General features: G+C 70.5%; 15 protein-coding genes. 5 read left to right on the forward strand and 10 right to left on the reverse strand.

The genetic code is table 11. The features are described from left to right. The 4 genes from ACFP3H_RS12665 to ACFP3H_RS12680 all read right to left on the reverse strand — a co-directional run. Positions 1 to 220: hypothetical protein (locus tag ACFP3H_RS12665; RefSeq protein WP_378604465.1), on the reverse strand; the 220-nt coding region annotated here is incomplete at its 3' end. A 265-nt stretch (positions 221 to 485) separates the two neighbouring features. After that, positions 486 to 1,154, reverse strand: a complete 669-nt coding sequence (bioD, locus tag ACFP3H_RS12670; RefSeq protein ID WP_378604468.1) for a dethiobiotin synthase — start codon at positions 1,152 to 1,154, stop codon at positions 486 to 488. After that, on the reverse strand, positions 1,151 to 2,317 hold the full coding sequence (locus ACFP3H_RS12675; RefSeq protein ID WP_378604471.1) for an 8-amino-7-oxononanoate synthase: 1,167 nt from the start codon (positions 2,315 to 2,317) through the stop codon (positions 1,151 to 1,153). The genes bioD and ACFP3H_RS12675 overlap by 4 nt, the downstream gene beginning before the upstream one ends. Before the next feature lie 74 nt (positions 2,318 to 2,391). After that, positions 2,392 to 3,669 (reverse strand): adenosylmethionine--8-amino-7-oxononanoate transaminase, encoded by a 1,278-nt coding sequence (locus ACFP3H_RS12680; protein WP_378604474.1) that lies wholly within the window; start codon positions 3,667 to 3,669, stop codon positions 2,392 to 2,394. 127 nt (positions 3,670 to 3,796) lie between these two features. On the opposite strand from ACFP3H_RS12680, the gene glgX reads away from it, so the two are divergent. Then, positions 3,797 to 5,899, forward strand: coding sequence for a glycogen debranching protein GlgX (gene glgX / locus ACFP3H_RS12685; protein ID WP_378604477.1), 2,103 nt, complete (start codon positions 3,797 to 3,799; stop codon positions 5,897 to 5,899). 12 nt (positions 5,900 to 5,911) lie between these two features. Further along, a complete protein-coding gene (gene treY, locus ACFP3H_RS12690; RefSeq protein WP_378604480.1) occupies positions 5,912 to 8,332 on the forward strand; it encodes a malto-oligosyltrehalose synthase in 2,421 nt (806 codons plus the stop codon). A gap of 40 nt (positions 8,333 to 8,372) precedes the next feature. On the opposite strand, the gene ACFP3H_RS12695 is transcribed toward treY, so the two are convergent. Together ACFP3H_RS12695 and ACFP3H_RS12700 are read right to left on the reverse strand one after the other, a co-directional pair. Further along, positions 8,373 to 8,792 carry a hypothetical protein gene (locus ACFP3H_RS12695; protein WP_378604483.1) on the reverse strand — a complete coding sequence of 140 codons (420 nt, stop codon included), beginning with the start codon at positions 8,790 to 8,792 and terminating at the stop codon, positions 8,373 to 8,375. 68 nt (positions 8,793 to 8,860) lie between these two features. Continuing rightward, positions 8,861 to 9,214, reverse strand: a complete 354-nt coding sequence (locus tag ACFP3H_RS12700; protein WP_378604486.1) for a nuclear transport factor 2 family protein — start codon at positions 9,212 to 9,214, stop codon at positions 8,861 to 8,863. Positions 9,215 to 9,370: 156 nt separating this feature from the next. Between ACFP3H_RS12700 and ACFP3H_RS12705 the strand changes: the two genes are divergently transcribed. After that, positions 9,371 to 12,598, forward strand: a complete 3,228-nt coding sequence (locus ACFP3H_RS12705; RefSeq protein ID WP_378604489.1) for a helix-turn-helix transcriptional regulator — start codon at positions 9,371 to 9,373, stop codon at positions 12,596 to 12,598. 1 nt (position 12,599) lies between these two features. Here ACFP3H_RS12705 and ACFP3H_RS12710 read toward each other — a convergent pair whose 3' ends face one another. Beyond that, a complete protein-coding gene (locus tag ACFP3H_RS12710) occupies positions 12,600 to 12,815 on the reverse strand; it encodes a hypothetical protein (protein WP_378604491.1) in 216 nt (71 codons plus the stop codon). A 96-nt stretch (positions 12,816 to 12,911) separates the two neighbouring features. On the opposite strand from ACFP3H_RS12710, the gene ACFP3H_RS12715 reads away from it, so the two are divergent. Both ACFP3H_RS12715 and ilvA read left to right on the forward strand, forming a co-directional pair. Further along, positions 12,912 to 13,346, forward strand: coding sequence for a nitroreductase family deazaflavin-dependent oxidoreductase (locus tag ACFP3H_RS12715; protein WP_378604493.1), 435 nt, complete (start codon positions 12,912 to 12,914; stop codon positions 13,344 to 13,346). Between the two features lie 91 nt (positions 13,347 to 13,437). Continuing rightward, positions 13,438 to 14,790: a threonine ammonia-lyase IlvA gene (gene ilvA / locus ACFP3H_RS12720; protein WP_378604496.1), complete on the forward strand. Its 1,353-nt coding sequence runs from the start codon at positions 13,438 to 13,440 to the stop codon at positions 14,788 to 14,790. 18 nt (positions 14,791 to 14,808) lie between these two features. Here ilvA and ACFP3H_RS12725 read toward each other — a convergent pair whose 3' ends face one another. The 3 genes from ACFP3H_RS12725 to ACFP3H_RS12735 form a co-directional block, all read right to left on the reverse strand. Next, the gene (locus tag ACFP3H_RS12725; RefSeq protein ID WP_378604499.1) at positions 14,809 to 16,062 is read right to left on the reverse strand and encodes a serine hydrolase domain-containing protein; all 1,254 of its coding nucleotides are present in this window, start codon (positions 16,060 to 16,062) and stop codon (positions 14,809 to 14,811) included. A gap of 66 nt (positions 16,063 to 16,128) precedes the next feature. Further along, positions 16,129 to 17,880 (reverse strand): malto-oligosyltrehalose trehalohydrolase, encoded by a 1,752-nt coding sequence (treZ, locus tag ACFP3H_RS12730; RefSeq protein ID WP_378604502.1) that lies wholly within the window; start codon positions 17,878 to 17,880, stop codon positions 16,129 to 16,131. A gap of 139 nt (positions 17,881 to 18,019) precedes the next feature. Beyond that, positions 18,020 to 19,951, reverse strand: coding sequence for a hypothetical protein (locus tag ACFP3H_RS12735; protein WP_378604505.1), 1,932 nt, complete (start codon positions 19,949 to 19,951; stop codon positions 18,020 to 18,022). Positions 19,952 to 20,013 lie beyond the last annotated feature (62 nt).

Raw genomic sequence — 20,013 nt, forward strand, 5'->3', positions numbered from 1 at the left:
CCGCTAGCGTTCGTCCTGAGCCAGAATCAAACTCTCCGTTGAAGACTCTCGAAACACTCCTCAAGGGGAGCGAATCAGAACTATCTAAACTAGAGTCCGAAAATCTAGCAAAGCCAAACACCAGCAAAAATATTCGCTGTTGTTTTTCAATGTCCAACCTCCCACGACCGGGGGGTACGCGAAGGTTGGAACCAATAATAATATTGGCACTGACATTCATCGACACACTATTGAGTTCTCAAAGAACACACGCACACACTTCTACCCACAACTTCTCGTAGGGGTTTCGGTGAGGCAAGAGTTCAAACTTAGCTCAAGGCTGTACCCGGAAGCAAGTTCCGAAGCATGTAACCCTGAACACATGATCAGTCAGGCGCTCAACGTCCTACCTCGTGTCTCGAACCGCTGGGCGGCTGAGTCGGTGTCCGTGTCGCTCTGACTCGAATAAAGTTACGTGGTGACATCGACGATGTCAAATCCCCTGGTCAGGGGCGCCAAACGGCCTCGAACCAACTCGCGGCGGTGGCCGTGAACCGTTCTCTCGTCCAGTCTCCTACACCGGCGGGGATCACGCCACGCAATTCCGTACCGGTCACCCGGGGGAGGTCGTCGCGGTTGCAACGGGAGGCGAGGTCGGGGGCGTCGGGCCAGGATCCGATGACCAGGCCCGCGCACGCGACGCCGGCCGCGGCCAGGGTGCGGGTGGTGAGTTCGCTGTGGTTGAGGGTGCCGAGGCCGGCGGCGGCCACCACCAGGACGGGGGCGCCGAGTTTCTCGGCGAGGTCGAGCAGGGTGAACTCCCCCATGCGCACGAGCAGCCCGCCCGCGCCTTCCACCAGGACCAGGTCGGCGTCGGCGAGGGAATCGATCGCGGCGACGGTCTCGGCGAGGCCGAGCAGCGGCAGTCCCGCGCGGCGGGCGGCGGTGTCGGGGGCGAGCGGTTCGGGGTAGCGGGCCAGTTCCAGGGTGCGGGTCACCCCGGTCAGGCGGGTGATCTCGGCGAGGTCGCCGGGTTCGCCGGGGGCGACGCCGGTCTGGGCGGGCTTGCACACGGCGACCGAACGGCCCGCGGCCCGCGCGGCCGCGGCCAGGGCGGCGGTGACGACGGTCTTGCCGACGTCGGTGGAGGTTCCGCTGATCAGCAGGATGCTCACGCGGTCACCGTTTCCCGGCCGCGGGCGGTGGCGAGGACCTCGCTCAGCACCTCGGCGATCGTGTCGAGTTCGGCGGGGGTGAGGTCGGCGCGGGCGGTGAGCCGCAGGCGGGAGGTGCCTTCCGGGACCGACGGCGGGCGGAAGCAGCCGACGTCGAGGCCGCGCGCACGGCAGGCCTGGGCGGCGTCGAAGGCGACCTGCGCTTCACCGAGTACCACCGAGACCACCGCGGAATCGGGGTCGGACACCCCCGCGATGCGGGCGATGTCGGCCGCGCGGGCGAGGACGCGGGTCGCCATGGCCGGGTCGCGGCGCAGGAGGGACAGGGCCGCGCGGGCGGCGCCGACCGCGGCGGGGGCCAGGCCGGTGTCGAAGATGAAGGTGCGGGCGGCGTCGATGAGGTGGGCGCGAATTCTGGCATCGGCCAGTACCACCCCGCCCTGGGCGGCGAACGCCTTCGACAGGGTCGCGGTGATGACCAAGTCCGGTTCGCCGGCCAGGCCGAGCTCGTGCACGAGACCGCGGCCACCCGCACCCCGCACCCCGAGCCCGTGGGCCTCGTCGACGATGAGAATGGCGCCGTTCGCGCGGGTGACGCTGTGCAGATCGGCCAGGGGCGCGAGGTCGCCGTCGGCGCTGAAGACCGAGTCGGTGAGGACCAGCGCGCGCTCCTCGGTGCGGGTGGCGAGCAGTCGGTCGACCGCCTCGACATCGCGGTGCGGTGCGATCGCGACCCGGGCGCGCGACAGCCTGCACGCGTCGACCAGGGAGGCGTGCGAGCCCGCGTCGGAGACGACGAAGGTGCCGCGTCCCGACAGGGCGGTGACCACGCCGAGGTTGGCGGCGTACCCGGTGGCGAAGACCAATCCTGTTTCGGCACCGACGAATTCGGCCAGTTCGGCCTCGAGCAAGGCGTGCTCGGTGGTCGTTCCGGTGACCAACCGGGAACCGGTCGCGCCCGCTCCCCAGCGGCGCACCGCCTCGATCGCGCCCTCGATGACCTCGGGATGGCGGTGCAGGCCGAGGTAGTCGTTGGAGGCGAGGTCGATCGCGGACGACTCGGCCGCGCGCACGCGCAGGTGCCTGCGTAGCCCGGCGTCGACCCGCTCGGCCGCGCGCTCGTCCAACCAGCTCAACGGATCGATACTCACAGCCGGGAGCATACTTGAACACCGTTCAGGACGGTCGAATGTGCGCCGATCCGCACGAGGTCGTGCGGGCGGCCGGTTCGGCGTGGTCAGGCGAGCGAGGCCTTCACGGCCGCGCCGATGGCCTCGGTGATCACCGCGATGTCGGCGGTGGTGCTGATGAAGGGGGGCATCGTGTAGATGTTGTCGCGGAAGGGGCGCAGCCAGGCGCCCGCGTGGACGGCGGCGTCGGTGGCGGCGCGCATGTCGACGGGGCGGTCGAGTTGGACGACGCCGATCGCGCCGAGCACGCGGACCTCGGCGACGCCGGGCAGGTCGGCCAGGGGTTCCAGGCCCGCGCGCAGTTCCGATTCGATCCTGGTCACCTCGCCGCGCCAGTCCCGTTCGAGCAGCAGTTCGATCGAGGCGATCGCGACGGCGCAGGCCAGGGGGTTGCCCATGAAGGTCGGGCCGTGCATGAGTCCGCCGTGGGCGGCGCTGATCGCCTCGGCGATGCCGGTGGTGGTCAGCGCGGCGGCCAGGGTGAGGTAGCCGCCGGTCAGCGCCTTGCCGAGGCACATCACGTCGGGCGAGACGCCGGCGTGGTCGGCGGCGAAGAGTTCGCCGGTGCGGCCGAAACCGGTGGCGATCTCGTCGAACACCAGCAGCACGTCGTTGGCGTCGCAGATCCGGCGCAGTTCGGTGAGGTAGCGGGGGTCGTGCCAGCGCATACCGCCCGCGCCCTGCACGACCGGTTCGACGATCACCGCGGCGACCTCGTCGCGCTGCGCCGCGATCGCGCGTTCGAGTTCGGCGACGTAGTCGGGGCGGAACTCGCGCGGCGGGGCGGGGACGAAGATCTGGGTGGCGAGGACGTCGGTCCACAGCGTGTGCATGCCGCCGTCGGGGTCGCAGACGCTCATGGGGGCGAAGGTGTCGCCGTGGTATCCCCCGCGCCAGGTGAGCAGCCGGGTCTTGGTGGGGCGGCCGACGCTGCGCCAGTACTGCAGGCACATCTTGGTCGCGACCTCGACCGCGACCGAGCCGGAATCGCAGAGGAAGACCTTGTCCAGACCGGCGGGGGTGAGTTCGACGAGCAGTTGCGCCAGGCGCGCGGCGGGTTCGTGGGTGAGGCCGCCGAACATCACGTGACTCATCCGCTGTGACTGCGCGAGCAGGGCCGCGTCGAGGACGGGGTGCCGGTAGCCGTGCACGGCCGCCCACCACGAGCTCATGCCGTCGACGAGTTCGCGGCCGTCGGCGAGGGTCAGGCGGGTGCCCGCCGCGCTCGCCACGACCAGCGGTTCGGTGGTCGCGGGGAAGCCGCCGTAGGGATGCCAGACGTGCGCGGCATCGAGGGCGGTGATCTGCTCGGGACTCAGGTCCACAGGTTTCCTCTCCGTCGACCTTGAACGCTGTTCAAGTTAGCATTCGCCGCCGGCCACCGGAGGCGGTTGCGCGAGCCCCGAGTCACATCCTGCGCGGCGAGGCCGGGGGTTCCATTACTGTCGTAGCATGTCGAGCCCGAACGACCAGCCCGAAATATGGCCGGGCACCGCGTACCCGCTCGGCGCGACCTACGACGGGGCGGGCACCAACTTCTCGGTGTTCTCCGAGGTCGCCACGAAGGTCGAGCTGTGCCTGATCGCCAAGGACGGCACCGAGACGCGCGTCGATCTCGACGAGGTCGACGGCTATGTCTGGCACGCCTATCTGCCCGCCATCACCCCGGGCCAGCGCTACGGGTTCCGCGTCCACGGCCCCTACGAGCCCGAACTCGGGCTGCGCTGCGATCCGAGCAAGCTGCTGCTCGACCCGTACGGGAAGGCCTTCGACGGCGAGTTCGCCAATGATCCCTCGCTCTACACCTACGGGCTGGATTCGTTGGGCCACACCATGACCGGGGTGGTGATCAATCCGTTCTTCGACTGGGGTCCCGACCGACCGCCGAACACGCCCTATCACCAGACGGTGATCTACGAGGCGCACGTCAAGGGCATGACGATGACGCACCCGGACGTCCCGGAGGATCTGCGCGGCACCTACGCGGGGCTGGCGCATCCGGCGATCATCGGGCATCTGAAAGCGTTGGGGGTCACCGCGATCGAGCTGATGCCGGTGCACCAGTTCTTCCACGATCACGTGCTCACCGATCAGGGCCTGCGAAACTACTGGGGCTACAACAGCATCGGGTATCTCGCGCCGCACAACCAGTATTCGGCCCGGCCGCGCGGGGACGCGGCGGTGGCGGAATTCAAGGCGATGGTGCGCGCGATGCACGCCGAGGGCATCGAGGTGATCCTCGACGTCGTCTACAACCACACCGGCGAGGGCAATCACAACGGGCCGACGCTGAGTCTGCGCGGGATCGACAACGCCGCCTACTACCGGCTCGACGACGCCGACCCCGAGCACTACAAGGACTACACCGGCACCGGTAACAGCCTCAATGTGCGGCATCCGCACACATTGCAGCTGATCATGGATTCGCTGCGGTACTGGATCCTGGACATGCACGTCGACGGGTTCCGTTTCGACCTCGCCGCCACGCTGGCGCGCGAATTGCACGATGTGGACCGGCTTTCCGCGTTCTTCGACCTGGTGCACCAGGATCCGGTGGTGAGCCAGGTCAAGCTCATCGCCGAGCCGTGGGACGTGGGCGAGGGCGGCTACCAGGTCGGCAACTTCCCGAGCCTGTGGACGGAGTGGAACGGCAAATACCGTGACACCGTGCGCGATTACTGGCGTGGGGAACCGGCGACGTTGGGCGAGTTCGCCTCTCGGCTCACCGGCTCCTCGGATCTGTACGAGTCCACGGGGCGTCGGCCCGGCGCCAGCATCAACTTCGTCACCGCGCACGACGGCTTCACGCTGCGGGACCTGGTGTCCTACAACGAGAAACACAACGACGCCAACGGTGAGGGCAATCGCGACGGCGAGAGTCACAACCGATCGTGGAACTGCGGGGTCGAGGGCGAGACCGACGATCCGGCGATCCTGGCCTTGCGCGCGCGCCAGCAGCGCAATCTGTTGGCCACGCTGATCCTGAGCCAGGGCACGCCGATGCTGGCCCACGGCGACGAGCTCGGGCGCACCCAGCTCGGCAACAACAATGTGTACTGCCAGGATTCGCCGCTGGCGTGGATGGACTGGACGCTGGCGCAGACCAACGCCGACCTGCTCGAGTTCACCCGCACGGTGATCGCGCTGCGCACCGAACATCCGATCTTCCGGCGGCGCCGGTTCCTGGCCGCCGGCCCCAGCGACGATCAGGGGCATCGCCGCGAGATCGCCTGGTTCGCGCCCGCGGGCACCGAGATGACCAACGACGACTGGGACAGCGGTTTCGGCAAGTCGCTGGCCGTGCTGCTCGACGGGGACGGCATCGCCGAACCGGGGCCGCGTGGCGAGCGCGTCACCGACGACTCGTTCCTGCTGTGTTTCAACGCGCACGACGAGGCCATCGACTTCGTGCTGCCGGGCTCGGAGTTCGGCGCCGAATGGACACTGGCGCTGGACTGTTCGACCCCCACCGGCGCGGCCGACGCGGTGTACGCGGCCGCGGCGACGCTGCCGGTCGAGGGTCGCTGCCTGCTCGTACTGCGCCGAACCGCCTGACCCGCCGAGACGATGACCGAGACCTACGTGACCGATCCGCAGACCCTGCTCCACCGTGCCCCGCTGCGGGCCGGCACGGTGCGCAGCACCTACCGATTGCAGCTGCGCCCGGACGCGCTCACCTTCAACGATGCCCGCGCGATCGCCGAATACCTGCAGCAGCTGGGGATCTCGCACCTGTACCTGTCGCCGATCCTCACCGCGACGCACGGATCGACCCACGGCTACGACGTCACCGACCCGACCACGGTGTCGGCCGCGCTCGGTGGGCCCGCGGGGCTCAAGGCGCTCTCGGACGAAGTGCGCAGTCGCGGGATGGGTTTGATCGTGGACCTGGTGCCCAACCATGTGGGCGTGGCCGATCCGCGCCAGAACCCGTGGTGGTGGGATGTGCTGCGCAACGGTCGACAGTCGCCCTACGCCAAGTACTTCGACATCGACTGGAGTTCGGGCAACGGGGCCGGGGGGCGCCTGGCGCTGCCGGTGTTGCAGAACGAGAACGATCCGGCGGCGTTGACGGTCGATCGTTCCGGGCCCGAACCCATGCTGGCGCTGCACGATCTGCGGTTTCCGATCGCGTCGGGCACCGACGGTGACAACGCGCTGCGCATCCACGACCGCCAGCACTACCGGTTGGTGAGCTGGAAGGCCGGGGTGTGCACGTATCGACGGTTCTTCGCGGTGAACAGTCTGGCGGCGATCCGCCAGGAGGACCCGGAGGTGTTCGAGGCGACGCACTCCGAACTCGCGGCCTGGTGTGAGCACGATCTGATCGACGGCGTGCGGGTGGACCATCCCGACGGGTTGTCCTATCCCAGTGCGTATCTGACGCGGTTGCGGCGGTTGATCGGGCCGCAGCGGTTGCTGCTGGTGGAGAAGATCCTCGCCAACCGTGAACCCCTGGACGCGACGCTGCCAGTGGACGGCACCACGGGGTACGACGCGCTCGCCGATATCGGCGGGGTGCTGATCGATCCGGCCGGGGAGACGACGCTGACCGAGCTGTCCCAGCACGTCGCCGGGCACGGCAGCGACCGGCTGTGGTTCGGGGAGACCGAGCACCGGATCAAGCGGGCGGTGGCGGAAACCATTCTGGCGCCGGAGATCCGGCGGCTGGTGGCGGCGATCAAGCGCGATGGGAACGCGGGCAGTTTCGACACGCTCGCGGTGACCAACGCGACCATCGAGGTGCTGGCGTTCATGCCGGTGTACCGGGTGGACTACGCGCCGCTGGCCGGGATGACCGCGGCGGTGGTGGCCGAGGTGGAGAAGCGCAATGCCGAACTGACAGCGCCGCTTTCGGTGTTGGTGACGGCGCTGTCGGTGGGTGGTGAGGCGGCGACGCGGTTCTCGCAGGTGTGCGGGGCGATCACCGCCAAGTCGGTCGAGGACACCATGTTCTATCAGGGTGCGCGGCTGGTGTCGCTGCAGGAGGTGGGCGGCAATCCGGCGCGATTCGGCCACTCGGTCAACGACTTCCACCTGTCCAACAGTGAACGGGCGCAGCGGTGGCCCGCGACCATGACCACGATCTCGACGCACGACACCAAGCGCGGGGAGGACGTGCGGGCGCGGATCGGGGTGCTGTCGCAGGTGGCCGATGTGTGGTCGCAGCGGGTGCGTGGGTGGTTGGAGACGACGCCCGCGCCGGACGGGGCGACGGCACTGTTCCTGTTGCAGAACATGTTCGGGGTGTGGCCCGCCGACGGGCGGCCCGCGTCGTCGGTGCCGGGACTGCGGGATCGGCTGCACATGTTCGCCGAGAAGTCGATTCGCGAGGCGGGGACCAAGACCTCGTGGGAGGAGCCCGACGGGGAGTTCGAGTCGGCGGTGCACGGGTGGCTCGACGCGGTGATCGACGGGCCGGTCGGGACCGGGATCGGCGATCTGGCGCACGAGCTGGCCCCGCACGCGTGGTCGGACGCGGTGGCGCAGAAGCTGTTACAGCTGGGGGCGCCGGGGATCCCCGATATCTACCAGGGCACCGAGCTGTGGGAGGACTCGCTCGTCGACCCCGACAATCGGCGGCCGGTGAACTTCGCCGCCAGGGTGGGGATGCTCCAATCCCTCACCGACACACCGACGCTGGATACCACCGGGGCCGCGAAGATGTGGGTGGTGGCGTACGCGCTGTGGTTGCGGCGGGAGCGGCCGGAGTGTTTCGTGGGCGGGATGTATCGGCCGCTGTACGCGGTCGGGGAGCACGCGCATCGGTTCGTCGCCTACGGGCGTGGGCCCGCGGGTGAGGCGCCGGAGGTGATCGTGGCGGCCACCCGGCATTCGGTGGGGCTCGCCGCGACGGGGTGGTTGGAGACGACTCTGCCGCTGCCGCAGGGGAATTGGACCGATCGGTTGACGGGGAACACCTTCGCCGGGAGTGCCCGGCTGGACAAATTGTTCACGCGGTTGCCGGTGGCGTTGCTGGTGCGCTGAGGACGAGGCCCGAAGCGCTCAGGCTTCGGGCCTCGTGTGGTCAGTGGTCGCGGCGCAGGCCGAGGTACTGCAGGGCGGCGAAGGCGCCGACGGTGATCGCCTGCAGGACCGCCCACACCGTGCCGATCGTGGTGAGTCCGAGGACCCCGGTCGCGGCGGCGGCGAGGCTGGCGAGCACCCAGCCGGTGTTGCCGATGGCCACTGCCGTGGCGGCGGCGCGGTTGGGGTGGGTCGGGCGGCCGATGAGGGCGACGGCGAGGCCGTAGGCGGTGAGGAAGGCGCCGATGGCGAGGGCGACCGTGCGGTCGAGGCCGAGGAGGCGTTCCAGGGGTACGGCCAGGGCCAGGTAGGCGAGGCCGTTGGCGGTGGTGACGACGGCGTCGAGGCGCAGCGACAGGCGCAGCAGGTCCGGGCCGGAGGTGAGCAGGGCGGACAGGCGGGACGGATTGGTGGTGGTCATGATGAAACTCCTTGGCGGCGAGTGAGTTCGGTGGTCACGTGCGGATGATCGATCCGGCGGCCGGTCGGTCAGGCGGTGGGGACCTGGTCGAGGAAGCCGTAGACGTTGTCGATGCGGCCGTCGGTGAGGGTGGCGACATCGAAGCCGATCACGATGGCGGGGGCGTCGGCGGGACCGAGGGCCCAGGTGAAGCGGAGCTGGTCGTGGTGGGCGTCGACGGGGCCCGCGAGGGTGAAGGTCCAGTCGGGGAACTGGGCCTGGACGCCGGCGATGGCGGCCTCGAGTTCGGCGTGGCCGGTGACGGCGACCAGCGGGTCGGTGTAGCGGGCGTCGGGGGTGAACACGCGGGCCACGGCGGCGCGGCGGTCGGCGGGCTCGCGGGTGTTCCAGGCTTCCAGGTACTGTGCGACGACGGTGTTCATCTCAACCTCCGAAATGGGCTGTGAGCTGGTGTTTCGCGGGTTGTTCCTGCGATGGGTACCACGTTATGGCGCGCGGGGGGTCGGTCGAATCAGTCGCCTATAGGTACTTTTCCGGCACCACTACTGGCGGTGCCGGTACGGCGATACGGTGGAGCCATGCTGCACGGACGCGACGCCGAACAGGCCAGGATCGATGACCTGCTCGCCGGGGCGCGGGCGGGGCGCAGCGGGGTGCTGGTGGTGCGGGGTGAGGCGGGGATCGGGAAGTCGGCGCTGCTGGATTACGCGGCGGCGCAGGGTGTTCCGACGGTGCGTGGCGCGGGGATCGAGTCCGAGGCCGAATTGCCTTTCGCGGCACTGCATCTGCTGATCCGACCCGCCATGGAACTGGTGCGGCGGTTGCCGCCGCGACAGCGCGACGCGCTGGAGGGGGCGTTCGGGCTCGGCGAGGGCGCGCCCGACCGGATGTTGATCGGGCTGGCGGTGTTGACGCTGCTGGCGGAGGAGGCGGCGCGGGGTCCGCTGCTGTGTGTGATCGATGACGCGCACTGGCTGGATCGGGCGAGTGCGGAGGCGCTGCTGTTCGCGGCGCGCAGGCTCGACGCCGAGGGTGTGGTGATCGTGTTCGCGACGCGCTCCGGGCCGCAGGATTTTCCGGCTCCAGGGTTGCCGGAGCTGGCGCTGGGTGGGCTGCGGCCCGAGGCGGCGGCCGCGCTGTTGGATGCCGGGGCCACGCGGTTGAGTCCGGCCACGCGGTATCGGGTGCTGTCGGAGGCGGGCGGCAATCCCCTCGCACTGCGGGAACTTCCGTCCGTGGTCGGCGAGGACGAGGTCGGTGGGGCCAATCCGCTGCCGATGACGCAGCGGTTGCAGCTGGCCTTCCACGGTCGGGTCACCCGCCTGCCCGCCGCGACGCGGACCGTGCTGTTGGTGGCGGCCGCCTCGGGCGCCGTCGACCTCGCGCCGGTCCTGCGCGCCGCCGCCACGCTCGGCGCCGACCTGGGTGATCTGCAACCCGCGCAGGACGCCGACATGGTCGACACCGACGGCCGAACGCTGACCTGGCGCCATCCCCTGCTGCGTTCGGCCGTCTACCGGGGCGCCGCCCTCACCGACCGCCTCGCCGCCCACCGCGCCCTCGCCACCGCACTCGACGACCCCGACACCGCCGACCTGCGCGCCTGGCACCTCGCCGCCGCCGCGACCGGCCCCGACGAACACACCGCCACCGCCCTGGAACACACCGCCGACCGCGCCCGCCGCCGCCACGGCCTCCACGGCGCCGTCACCGCCTACGACCGCGCCGCCGCCCTGAGCGTCGACCCGACCGCCCGGATCCGCCGCTTGGTCTTGGCCGCCGAAACCGCGACCGAGGCCGGGCTGACCGACCAGGCCCAACGCCTGGCCGAACGGGCCGCGTCACTGACAGAGGCGGAACCTACCGACCAGCCGTCACTGCGGACCGAGCGCACCGAGCTCGACACCGACGAGCCGTGGCCACCGCCCGACCAGGACCGACAACGGGACGAACGAACAACATCGCCAACCGAGGCGAGAACCACCACCCGGCCATCGCCGCAGACCGAGCGCACCGAGCCCGACACCGACGAGTCCTGGCAACCGCCCGACCAGGACCGACAACGGGACGAACGAACAACATCGCCAACCGAGGCGAGAACCACCCGGCCATCGCCACAGGCCGAGCGCACCGAACTCGACACCGACGAGTCGCAGCAACCGCCCGACCAGGACCGACAACGGGACGAACGAACGGAGTCGCCGACCGAGGCGAGAACCACCCGGCCATCGCCGCAGGCCGAGTCCGCCGAGCTCGATCGAGGTGGGTTGCGGCAATCGCCCGGCGATTCGCACGCGGTGGCTGTCGGCGACCGGTTCGTGGAGTCAGCCGAACGTTCTGCGGCGCAGTGGGATTCAGGCAGCATTGTGGTGGGTGGGAGCTCGCGGGTGGTGCGGCGGGACGGGGAGACCGCTCCCCTGTCGACCGGAGCCGACGTCGCGTTGCGGCTCGCGTTGGTGCGGGCGCAGGCCGAATTCGCTTCCGGGGAGCCGGGTTCGGCGCATCGGCGGTTGATGGGGGTGGTGGGTGTGGCGGATGCTCGGGGGGCTGCGCGGATTCTGGCCAAGGCGGTGCATACGGCGTGGTATCTCGGGGCGGCGGAGCTCGAGGAGGTGGCGGCGGTGGCGGCGACGTTGCGGTTGGACGAGGGGGATCCGGTGACGCCGATCCTGCGGTATCTGACCGGGGCGGTGGCGGGGCGGCGCGGTGTCGACCTGCGGGAAGCGGTGGCGGCGGCGCGGGCGGGCGGGGTCGAGAATCCGGCCGAGCTGGTGCAGCTGTGTGGCAGTGGGTTGGTGGTGGGGCAGGACGAGCAGGTGGGCGAGGTGGCCGGGGAGCTGATCGGACAGTGTCGGGAGCAGGGGCGGATCGCGGTGTTGGCGCCGCTGCTGTTCTTCCGGTCGGAGGCGTTGCTGTTCGGTGGGCGGCCGAGGGAGAGCCGGATCGCGGCCGAGGAGGGGTTGCGGATCGCGCGGGATATCGGGCAGGCGCAGTGGGTGAGTCAGATTCACGCGTTCCTCGCGTATCTGGCCGCGCTGCACGGTGATTCGGCATCGTGTGATGCGCACGCCGAGCAGGCGGTCGCCGAGGAGTTCGGTGGGGCGGGGGCGTCGTGGGCGCAGGCGGCGCGGGCCATGCTGGCGCTCGGGGAGGGTCGGTTGGCGCAGGCGCGTGCCGAACTCGCGCACATGACGGTCGAACCGGCCCGCCACCAGGTGATCGGGTTGCGCACGCTCGCCGATCAGATCGAGGTGGCGGTGCGGCTCGGCGCGACCGCGCAGGCCACCGAGGCCCTCGACCGGCTGACCGAGTGGTCGCGGCGGGCGGGGCAGGACTGGATCGCGGCGTTGGCCGCGCGGGGTCGGGCGCTGGTGTCCGAGGACAGCGAACCGCACTTCGTGGCCGCGCTCACCGCGAACCGCCCGTTCGACGAGGCCCGCACCCGCCTGCTCTACGGCGAATGGCTACGCCGCGACAAACGCAAAACCGACGCGCGCACCCAACTCGAACAGGCCATGCGACTCTTCGATCGGCTCGACGCCGCGCCGTGGAGTGAACGGGCGCGCACCGAACTGGGCGCGCTCGGCGTCGGAACGGGCGCGCGGGCGACCGGCGGCCCGGTGGACCTGTTGACCCCGCAGGAGGCGCAGATCGTGCGGCTCGCGGCGCAGGGGCTGTCGAATCGGGAGATCGCGGCGCGGCTGTTCCTGAGCCACCGCACGGTCGGGCATCACCTGTACAAGGCGTATCCGAAACTGGGCGTGGTCTCGCGCGCGGAACTGGGCGCGCTCGAGCTCGCGGAGTAGCTCAGGTGCGCGAGACGGTGCGGGTGGCGCCGATGATCCAGCGCACCGACGCGACGGCGGCCGCGCTCAGCACGGCGACCTGGGCCGACCCGACGACGAGCAGCAACAGCGCACCGATCACCAACGCGGCGACCAGCGCCTCGAGCTTGTAGACCGGCCAGGCGCTGCCCGCGAGGTCGACGGTCGCGGAGGCTGCCGGTGAGGTGAGCACTGCCATGTGGACCAGGATAGGCGCACATCGAAGTTCGGGCTACCGAACTTTCGGTCCGATCGCGTCGGGAACATCACATCGCGCCGATTCGTTGTGCAGGTCATGCCACTGACAGGAGAGTACGCACCGAGCACTTCGGACCGGTCCCGCGAGCAGGTCGCGACCTACGAGCAATCCGGCGGCACCGAGGGCACGTCACTGCTGGGCAAGCCCGTCATCATCCTCACCACCAAGGGCGCCAAGTCCGGCAAGCTGCGCAAGACCCCGCTCATGCGGGTCGAGCACGACGGCGAGTACGCCGTCGTCGCGTCGCTGGGCGGGGCGCCCAAGAACCCCGTCTGGTACTACAACATCAAGGCCGATCCGCACGTCGAACTGCGCGACGGCCCCGTCAACCGCGACTACACCGCCCGCGAGGTCACCGGCGAGGAGCGCCGGCGGTGGTGGCAGCGCGCGATCGCGGTGTGGCCCGACTACGAGGAGTACACCAAGAAGACCGATCGCGTGATCCCGGTCTTCGTCCTCACCCCGCGCTGAATCCGCCCGGTCCGCACCCACCCGCCGCGTCGGACCCGGCGGGTGGTCGGCCCGCGCGAGGCGCACCGGGGCCCTCGGTAGCATTGACCGAGTGTCCCCTATCGCTGACGTCGCCGAAGTATCCGTAACCCGTCCGCCGCTGACCGCGGACGAGATCGACGCCGCCGCGCAGCGAATTTCCGGGATCATCGAGCCGACGCCGCTGCAGTACAGCCCGCGACTGTCGGCGAGCACCGGCGCGCAGGTGTATCTCAAGCGCGAAGACCTCACCGCCGTGCGCTCCTACAAGCTGCGCGGCGCCTACAACCTGATGGTGCAGCTCACCGCCGCCGAACGCGCGGCCGGAGTGGTGGCCGCCAGCGCCGGCAATCACGCCCAGGGCGTGGCGTTCGCGTGTCGGGCGATGGGTGTGCGCGGGCGCATCTACGTGCCGACCACCACCCCCAAGCAGAAGCGCGACCGCATCCGCGTGCACGGCGGCGAGTTCGTGGAACTGATCGCGGTCGGCGAGACCTACGACGCCGCGGCGGCCGCGGCCGCCGACGATGTGGCCCGCACCGGCGCCACCATGGTGCCCCCGTTCGACGACCCGCGCACCGCCGCGGGCCAGGGCACCATCGCCGCGGAATTCCTCGAACAGCTCGGTACCGCACCGGATCTGGTGATCGTGCCGGTCGGCGGCGGCGGCTGCCTGGCCGGGATCGGCACCTACCTGCGCGCCCGCGCGCCGCGCACCGGACTGCTCGGCGTCGAGCCGGCGGGGGCGGCCTCGCTGACCGCCGCGCTGGTCGCGGGCGCCCCGGTGACGCTGCCCGAGATCGACCCGTTCGTCGACGGCGCCGCCGTGCGCCGCATCGGCGAACTGCCCTACATCACGGCCGCGTCCTTCGGCGGCCGGATGGTCTCGCACGCGTCGCTGCCGCTGCTCACCACGCCCGAATCCCCTTCCGGCGCAGCGCCTTTCCAGGTGATGTCGATCGACGAGGGCGCCATCTGCACGGCGATGCTCGACCTGTATCAGAGCGAGGGCATCATCGCCGAGCCCGCGGGCGCGTTGGCGACGGCGGCGCTGGCCGAGATCACCGTCGAACCGGGCTCCACGGTGGTGGTGCTGGTCTCGGGCGGCAACAACGATGTGTCGCGCTACGGCGAGATCATCGAACGCTCGCTCGTGCACCGCGGACTCAAGCACTACTTCCTGGTCGATTTCCCGCAGGAGCCCGGTGCGCTGCGCCGCTTCCTCGACGATGTGCTCGGGCCCGACGACGACATCACCATGTTCGAGTACGTCAAGCGCAACAACCGCGACACGGGCGCGGCGCTCGTCGGCATCGAGCTCGGCGCCACCGACGATCTGGCCTCGCTGCTGCATCGCATCGAGGAGTCCCCGATCCAGGCCGAACGCCTGGAACCGGGTTCTCCCGCGTACCGCTACCTCACCTAGGACGAGCCCGCGCGGCGGTCAGGCCGCCGCGCGGTGCTCGCGCGAGCGCGGCTCCCGGCTCGCGCGCACGCCCGAAACCACCAGCGGCAGCAGCCAACTCATGGCGAGCATGTCGTAGGGCAGCAGGATCTGGTCGAGCCGGTTGTGCACGTAGCCCACCGACAGGCCCGATGCCGGGTCGACCCAGCCGAACGAACCGCCGAGGCCGATGTGGCCGAAGCCGCGCCGCGCGCCGACCGGCAGCGAGTGGTAGCCCAGGTGCCACATCATCGGCAGGTAGAACAGCGCGTGGTCGAGCCGGTAGGACTGCACCTTGCGGATGGCGGCGTGGGTGCTCCGGCTCAGGTACGGGGTGCCGTCGACGGTGACGCTGCCGTCGGCCAGCGCGGCGTACATCCTGGCCAGGCCGGTGGCGGTGGCGACGCCGTTGCCCGCGGGCATCTCGGTGTCGAGGATCGTCGGGTCGTCGCCGTCGAGGATGGTGTCCAGGCCGGGCACGAACAGGCAGCGCGCGGCCGCGCCGAGCGGTCCGGGCAGCCGGAAGCCGACCTTGGCGATCATGCCCGCGGCGAGCGGGTGGGCGGCGAAGCTCAGGTGCGCACCGGCCAGGGCGGCGTACTCGGTGATCGAGTCGGGGCCGGGGCGGCCGAGGTGGATGCCGTCGATGCCCAGCGGGTCGGTGACCTCGGTGCGGATGAGCTCGCCCATACTGCGGCCGGTCACATTCCTGGCCAGGCCGGCGAGCAGCCAGCCATAGGTCAGCGCGTGGTAGGTCGGGACGCCGCGCGAGCTGTCGGGCGTGGCCAGGGCCAGGCGGTCTTCCATCAGTTCGTGATCGAGCGCCTCGGCGGCGGTGCTCGCGACCGCGGACAGCGAGGACAGGCCCGAACGGTGGGTGAGCACGTCGGCGACGGTGATCGCGCCCTTGCCGTTGGCGGCGAAGCGGGGCCAGTATTCGGCCATCGGCGCCTGGTAGTCGATCAGGCCGCGATCGGCGAGGCGGTGGATGACCGTGGCGGTGACGCCCTTGGTCGCGGAGAACACGATGGACCCGGTGTTCTCGGTCCACGGTCGATCGCCACCGGCGCTGCCGGTCCAGAAGTGCGCCAGCGGTTGCCCGAAGCGGTAGATCGCGAGGGCGCCGCCCGCGTCGCGGCGGTGTCCGACCAGGGTCGAGAAGGCGCGCACCAGCGGGCCGAATCCGGCGGGGGCGTAACCCCCGACCCCGGCCGGCAAGGCAGCGCCGGCCTGCCCGAAAGCGTCATTGCTCATCATGCAACAGTACGGATGCCATGTCGGGTCGGCAACGCGTGTGCGGAGACCGGTGCGCGCTCGTCATCACTCGGTGACCACGGTGCTTGTCGCGTCATGCTCTTCGAGGACGGCGAAACTGTGGCCCGAAACGAGGGTTCCCGCACCGCTTTCGGTGGCCGGTGACCAGGCCAGCAGCACCCGCCCGTGCACCGGGATCACCACCTCGTCCTCGGCGAGATTGCACACCACCGAGATCCGCCCGCGACGCAGCACGAACCAGCGCCGGGCCTCGTCGTAGTCGGCCCAGACCCGGTCCAGCCACGGGTCGGTGAATTCGGGACGGGCGGCGCGCAGCGCGAGCAGGGCGCGATAGCAGGCGAGCAGCCGGGCGTGCGGTTCGCGACCGGGCTCGGTCCAGTCGAGCTTGGAGCGGTGGAAGGTGGCGGGGTCCTGGGGGTCGGGGACCTCCTCGGCGGTCCAGCCGTGCTCGGCGAACTCCGCGCGGCGACCGGTCGCGGTGGCGGCGCCGATGACGGGGTCGGTGTGGGAGGTGAAGAACTGGAACGGGGTGCGCGCGCCCCACTCCTCCCCCATGAACAGCATCGGCGTGCTCGCCGCGAGCAGCACCAGGGCCGCCTTCACCGCGAGCTGGCCGGGGGTGAGGTAGTCGCTGGGGCGGTCGCCGGTGGCCCGGTTGCCGATCTGGTCGTGGTTGCAGGTGTAGCCGAGCAGGGCGCTGCCGGGGACCAGATCGCGCGGGATCGGGGCGCCGTGGGTGCGGCCGCGGAAGCTGGAATAGGTTGCGGCGTGGAAGAACCCGTGCGTGAGGGTGCGGGCCAGGCAGGCCAGGGAGCCGAAATCGGCGTAATAGCCCTGTCTTTCGCCGGAGACGGCGGTGTGCACGGCGTGGTGCAGGTCGTCGTTCCACTGGCCGGTGAGGCCGTAACCGCCCGCCGCGCGCGGGATGATCAGGCGCGCGTCGTTGAGGTCGCTCTCGGCGATCAGGCTCAGCGGGCGGCCCAGATGTGCTGCCAGGGCGGTGGTTTCGACGGTGAGTTCGGCGAGCAGGTGAGTGGCGGTGCGGTCGACGAGGGCGTGCACAGCGTCGATGCGCAGGGCATCGATATGGAACTCGCGCAGCCAGCGCAGGGCGTTGTCGATGATGTAGGCGCGGACCGCGTCGGAGCCGGGGCCGTCGAGGTTGAGACTCTGACCCCAGGTGTTGCGGCCGGAGGTGAGGTAGGGGCCGAAGCGGGGCAGATAGTTGCCGCTGGGGCCGAGATGGTTGTAGACCACGTCGAGGCAGACGGCCAGATTGCGGACGTGGCAGGCGTCGACGAAGCGTTGCAGGCCGTCGGGGCCGCCGTAGGTTTCCTGCACCGCGTACCAGAGCACGCCGTCGTAGCCCCAGTTGTGGGTGCCGTCGAAGGCGTTGACCGGCATGAGTTCGACGGTGGTGACGCCGAGGTCGACCAGGTGGTCGAGCCGCTCGATCGCGGCGTCGAAGGTGCCCTCGGGGGTGAAGGTGCCGAGGTGGAGTTCGTAGAACACCGAACCCGCCAGGGGGCGACCGGTCCAGGAGTGGTCGGTCCAGGCGGTCGGGTCGAGGTCGTGGACCGCCGAGGGGGCGTGCACGCCGTCGGGTTGGCGCGGTGAGCGCGGGTCGGGGAGCACCGTGGGGTCGTCGTCGATCAGGAAGCCGTAGCGGGCGCCCTGACCTGCGTCGACGTGCACCGACCAGTGGCCGCCGCCGTTGCGTCGCATCGGGTGTTCCACCCCGTCCAGTTGCAACCGCACCGCGCCCACGTCCGGCGCCCACACCCGAAACCGCCTCATCGGCTCAGCATCGCACGGCCCGCGCGGGTGTGCTGATCAACGGGTCGCGGGGACACCGATCGACCCGGCGCCGACGCGGTGAATCCCGTGCTGTCGCGAAGACCCGGCGACACCGACCGGCCCCACGCCGACCCCGGTGCTATTGCGAATACCCCGCGACACCGACCGGTCCAGTGCCGATGCACAGGGACTGATGTGCGTCGAGCGCTCTGATCCGCAGGGTGTCGCCGCCGCCGAGCAGTCGGACATAGACCGTGTTGAGGCCGGCGCGCACGTCGGCGACGGTTTCGGTCTCGCCCTCGAAGGACAGGGCGATCCGGCCGTCGGCTTCGGCGTAGTAGTTGAGCTGGGCGGTCCAGTCGCGGATCTGCATGGGGCCGTCGAGGGGCAGGTTGGTGCCGGTGGTCCCGGTGGCGCGGTATCCGCAGCGGGGTTCGGGGCCCTCGACGATGCCGCGATTCCACCAGACCTGGGCGTCGACGATCGCGCCCTCGTCGGTGATCATGCGCAGGTGGGGGGTGGACAGGGCGAAGGTGGTTTCGGTGGCCAGGGGGGCGAAGACGCGGTCGGTCATGTTCTCGGGGAAAGCCAAGGGGTTCAGGACATTCCAGGGGACCTCCTGCGGGAGCAGGGGTGCGTCGGCGGCGGGGAGGGCGGCGTGGACGCCGGTGACGTAGGTGCGGGCGGGGCTGGGTTTCCAGGAGTCGGTGAAGGTGAGGGTGGAGTAGAGGCTGCCGGCCAGGAACAGTGCTACCGCCGCGGTACCTATCGACTGATGAATTCTGCTGTGCGCCAACGATTCACGGAGACGCGCGGCTGGACGTGCTCGTGCGGACCCGGCCGGAACCGACTCGCCACTCAGCGAGCGATGGTCGGGGTGCGGCCGAGACGCGATGCGGTTCGCCGCCTGTGCGCCTGCCCGACGGGCCGGAGCCAGGGCGATCAGGGCCAGGGCGATGGTGGCGATGACGGCGAAATCGGCGAAGTAGCGCAGGGATTGGAGGAGCAGGTCGGTGGTGCTCGGGCCGTCACGCAGCGCGATGACGGGGGCGATGGTGGCGGTGGCGTAGGCGACGGTGCACAGCCAGACCGGGAGCACCCGGGCACGGGTGCGAATCGTCCACGCCGCGAACAGGATCAGCAGCAACCAGCTCAGCGCGACGGTGACGGTCGGTGGGTCGGCCCACGGGGTGGCGGGTTGCCAGCGGTCCCAGCGCCACGGGCCGCCGAACAGGGCGGGGACCAGGCCGTCGGACAGGGCTCGGCTGCCGAGGGCGCCGGGACGTTCGGGGGGCGAGAGGCCGCGCGGGCGCTCGATGACGAGCAGAAAGCACGCCGTCCAGGCCAGCAGGACCGCGCCGGCGGCGGTCCACAGCGCGGCTCCCCTGCTCGCCGCCGCCCGCATCGAGTCGCCGGTCAGGTGTGCCACCAGCATCGCGACCGCGAACGCCACCGGCAGCACCACCACCGATTTCTCGAAAAACAGCAACCCCACCGCGAACACCAGGGCGCCCGAGATCGCGTATCGGCGTCGGCCGGTGCGGGCCGCGCGCACCGCGTCGGCGCTCACCCAGGCCAGGGCGATCTGGAGGGGCAGCGCGTTCACCGCCGCGGACCACCACGCGAACGCGGGCACCGTCAGCGGCACGAACAGGTAGAAGGTCAACGGGGCGAGCAGGCGGGCCCGGACCCCGAGCAGCACGATGAGCAGGCGCAGGACGGCCAGCGACGCGAGCAGCTGCATGCCGACCAGCACCACGACCGCCGCCGGCCAATTCAGTGGGGCGAGCTGGGTCAACGCCCAGGTCAGCACGAAGGCGAAGGGCATCACGTGGCCGTCGTGGCTGGTCAGCAGGAGTTCGGACAGTGGTTGGCCGCTCACCCGGCCGATCAGCAGGAAGTCGTCCCAGTAGAAGAAGCCCGAACCTGCCACCCAGGCGCGGACGACGAGCTGCGCCACGATCATCGCCGTCGCGACGAGCAGCACCGTGCGGACCGAGATGTGCCGGGGCAGCGAGCGCGACCGGTCCCGCGAGTGCGGTGGCGAGTCGAGCAGCGGCGCGGACGTCACGTCTTCCGACGCTAGCCCGTTGTTCGCCGACCGGCCATCACGACCCACCACAGCGGTCGCGG

Origin of the sequence: Nocardia lasii (genome assembly GCF_042658545.1) — a bacterium.
Classification (GTDB): Bacteria; Actinomycetota; Actinomycetes; order Mycobacteriales; family Mycobacteriaceae; genus Nocardia; species Nocardia lasii.

Bases quoted from the DNA above. Each gene is read 5' to 3' on its own strand.
- ACFP3H_RS12695 (WP_378604483.1), bottom strand. From the start codon at position 8,792: ATGACCACCACCAATCCGTCCCGCCTGTCCGCCCTGCTCACCTCCGGC.
- ACFP3H_RS12710 (WP_378604491.1), bottom strand. From the start codon at position 12,815: ATGGCAGTGCTCACCTCACCGGCAGCCTCCGCGACCGTCGACCTCGCG.
- treZ (WP_378604502.1), bottom strand. From the start codon at position 17,880: ATGAGGCGGTTTCGGGTGTGGGCGCCGGACGTGGGCGCGGTGCGGTTG.
- ACFP3H_RS12725 (WP_378604499.1), bottom strand. From the start codon at position 16,062: ATGAGCAATGACGCTTTCGGGCAGGCCGGCGCTGCCTTGCCGGCCGGG.
- glgX (WP_378604477.1), top strand. From the start codon at position 3,797: ATGTCGAGCCCGAACGACCAGCCCGAAATATGGCCGGGCACCGCGTAC.
- ACFP3H_RS12700 (WP_378604486.1), bottom strand. From the start codon at position 9,214: ATGAACACCGTCGTCGCACAGTACCTGGAAGCCTGGAACACCCGCGAG.
- treY (WP_378604480.1), top strand. From the start codon at position 5,912: ATGACCGAGACCTACGTGACCGATCCGCAGACCCTGCTCCACCGTGCC.
- ACFP3H_RS12705 (WP_378604489.1), top strand. From the start codon at position 9,371: ATGCTGCACGGACGCGACGCCGAACAGGCCAGGATCGATGACCTGCTC.
- ACFP3H_RS12675 (WP_378604471.1), bottom strand. From the start codon at position 2,317: ATGCTCCCGGCTGTGAGTATCGATCCGTTGAGCTGGTTGGACGAGCGC.
- ACFP3H_RS12715 (WP_378604493.1), top strand. From the start codon at position 12,912: ATGCCACTGACAGGAGAGTACGCACCGAGCACTTCGGACCGGTCCCGC.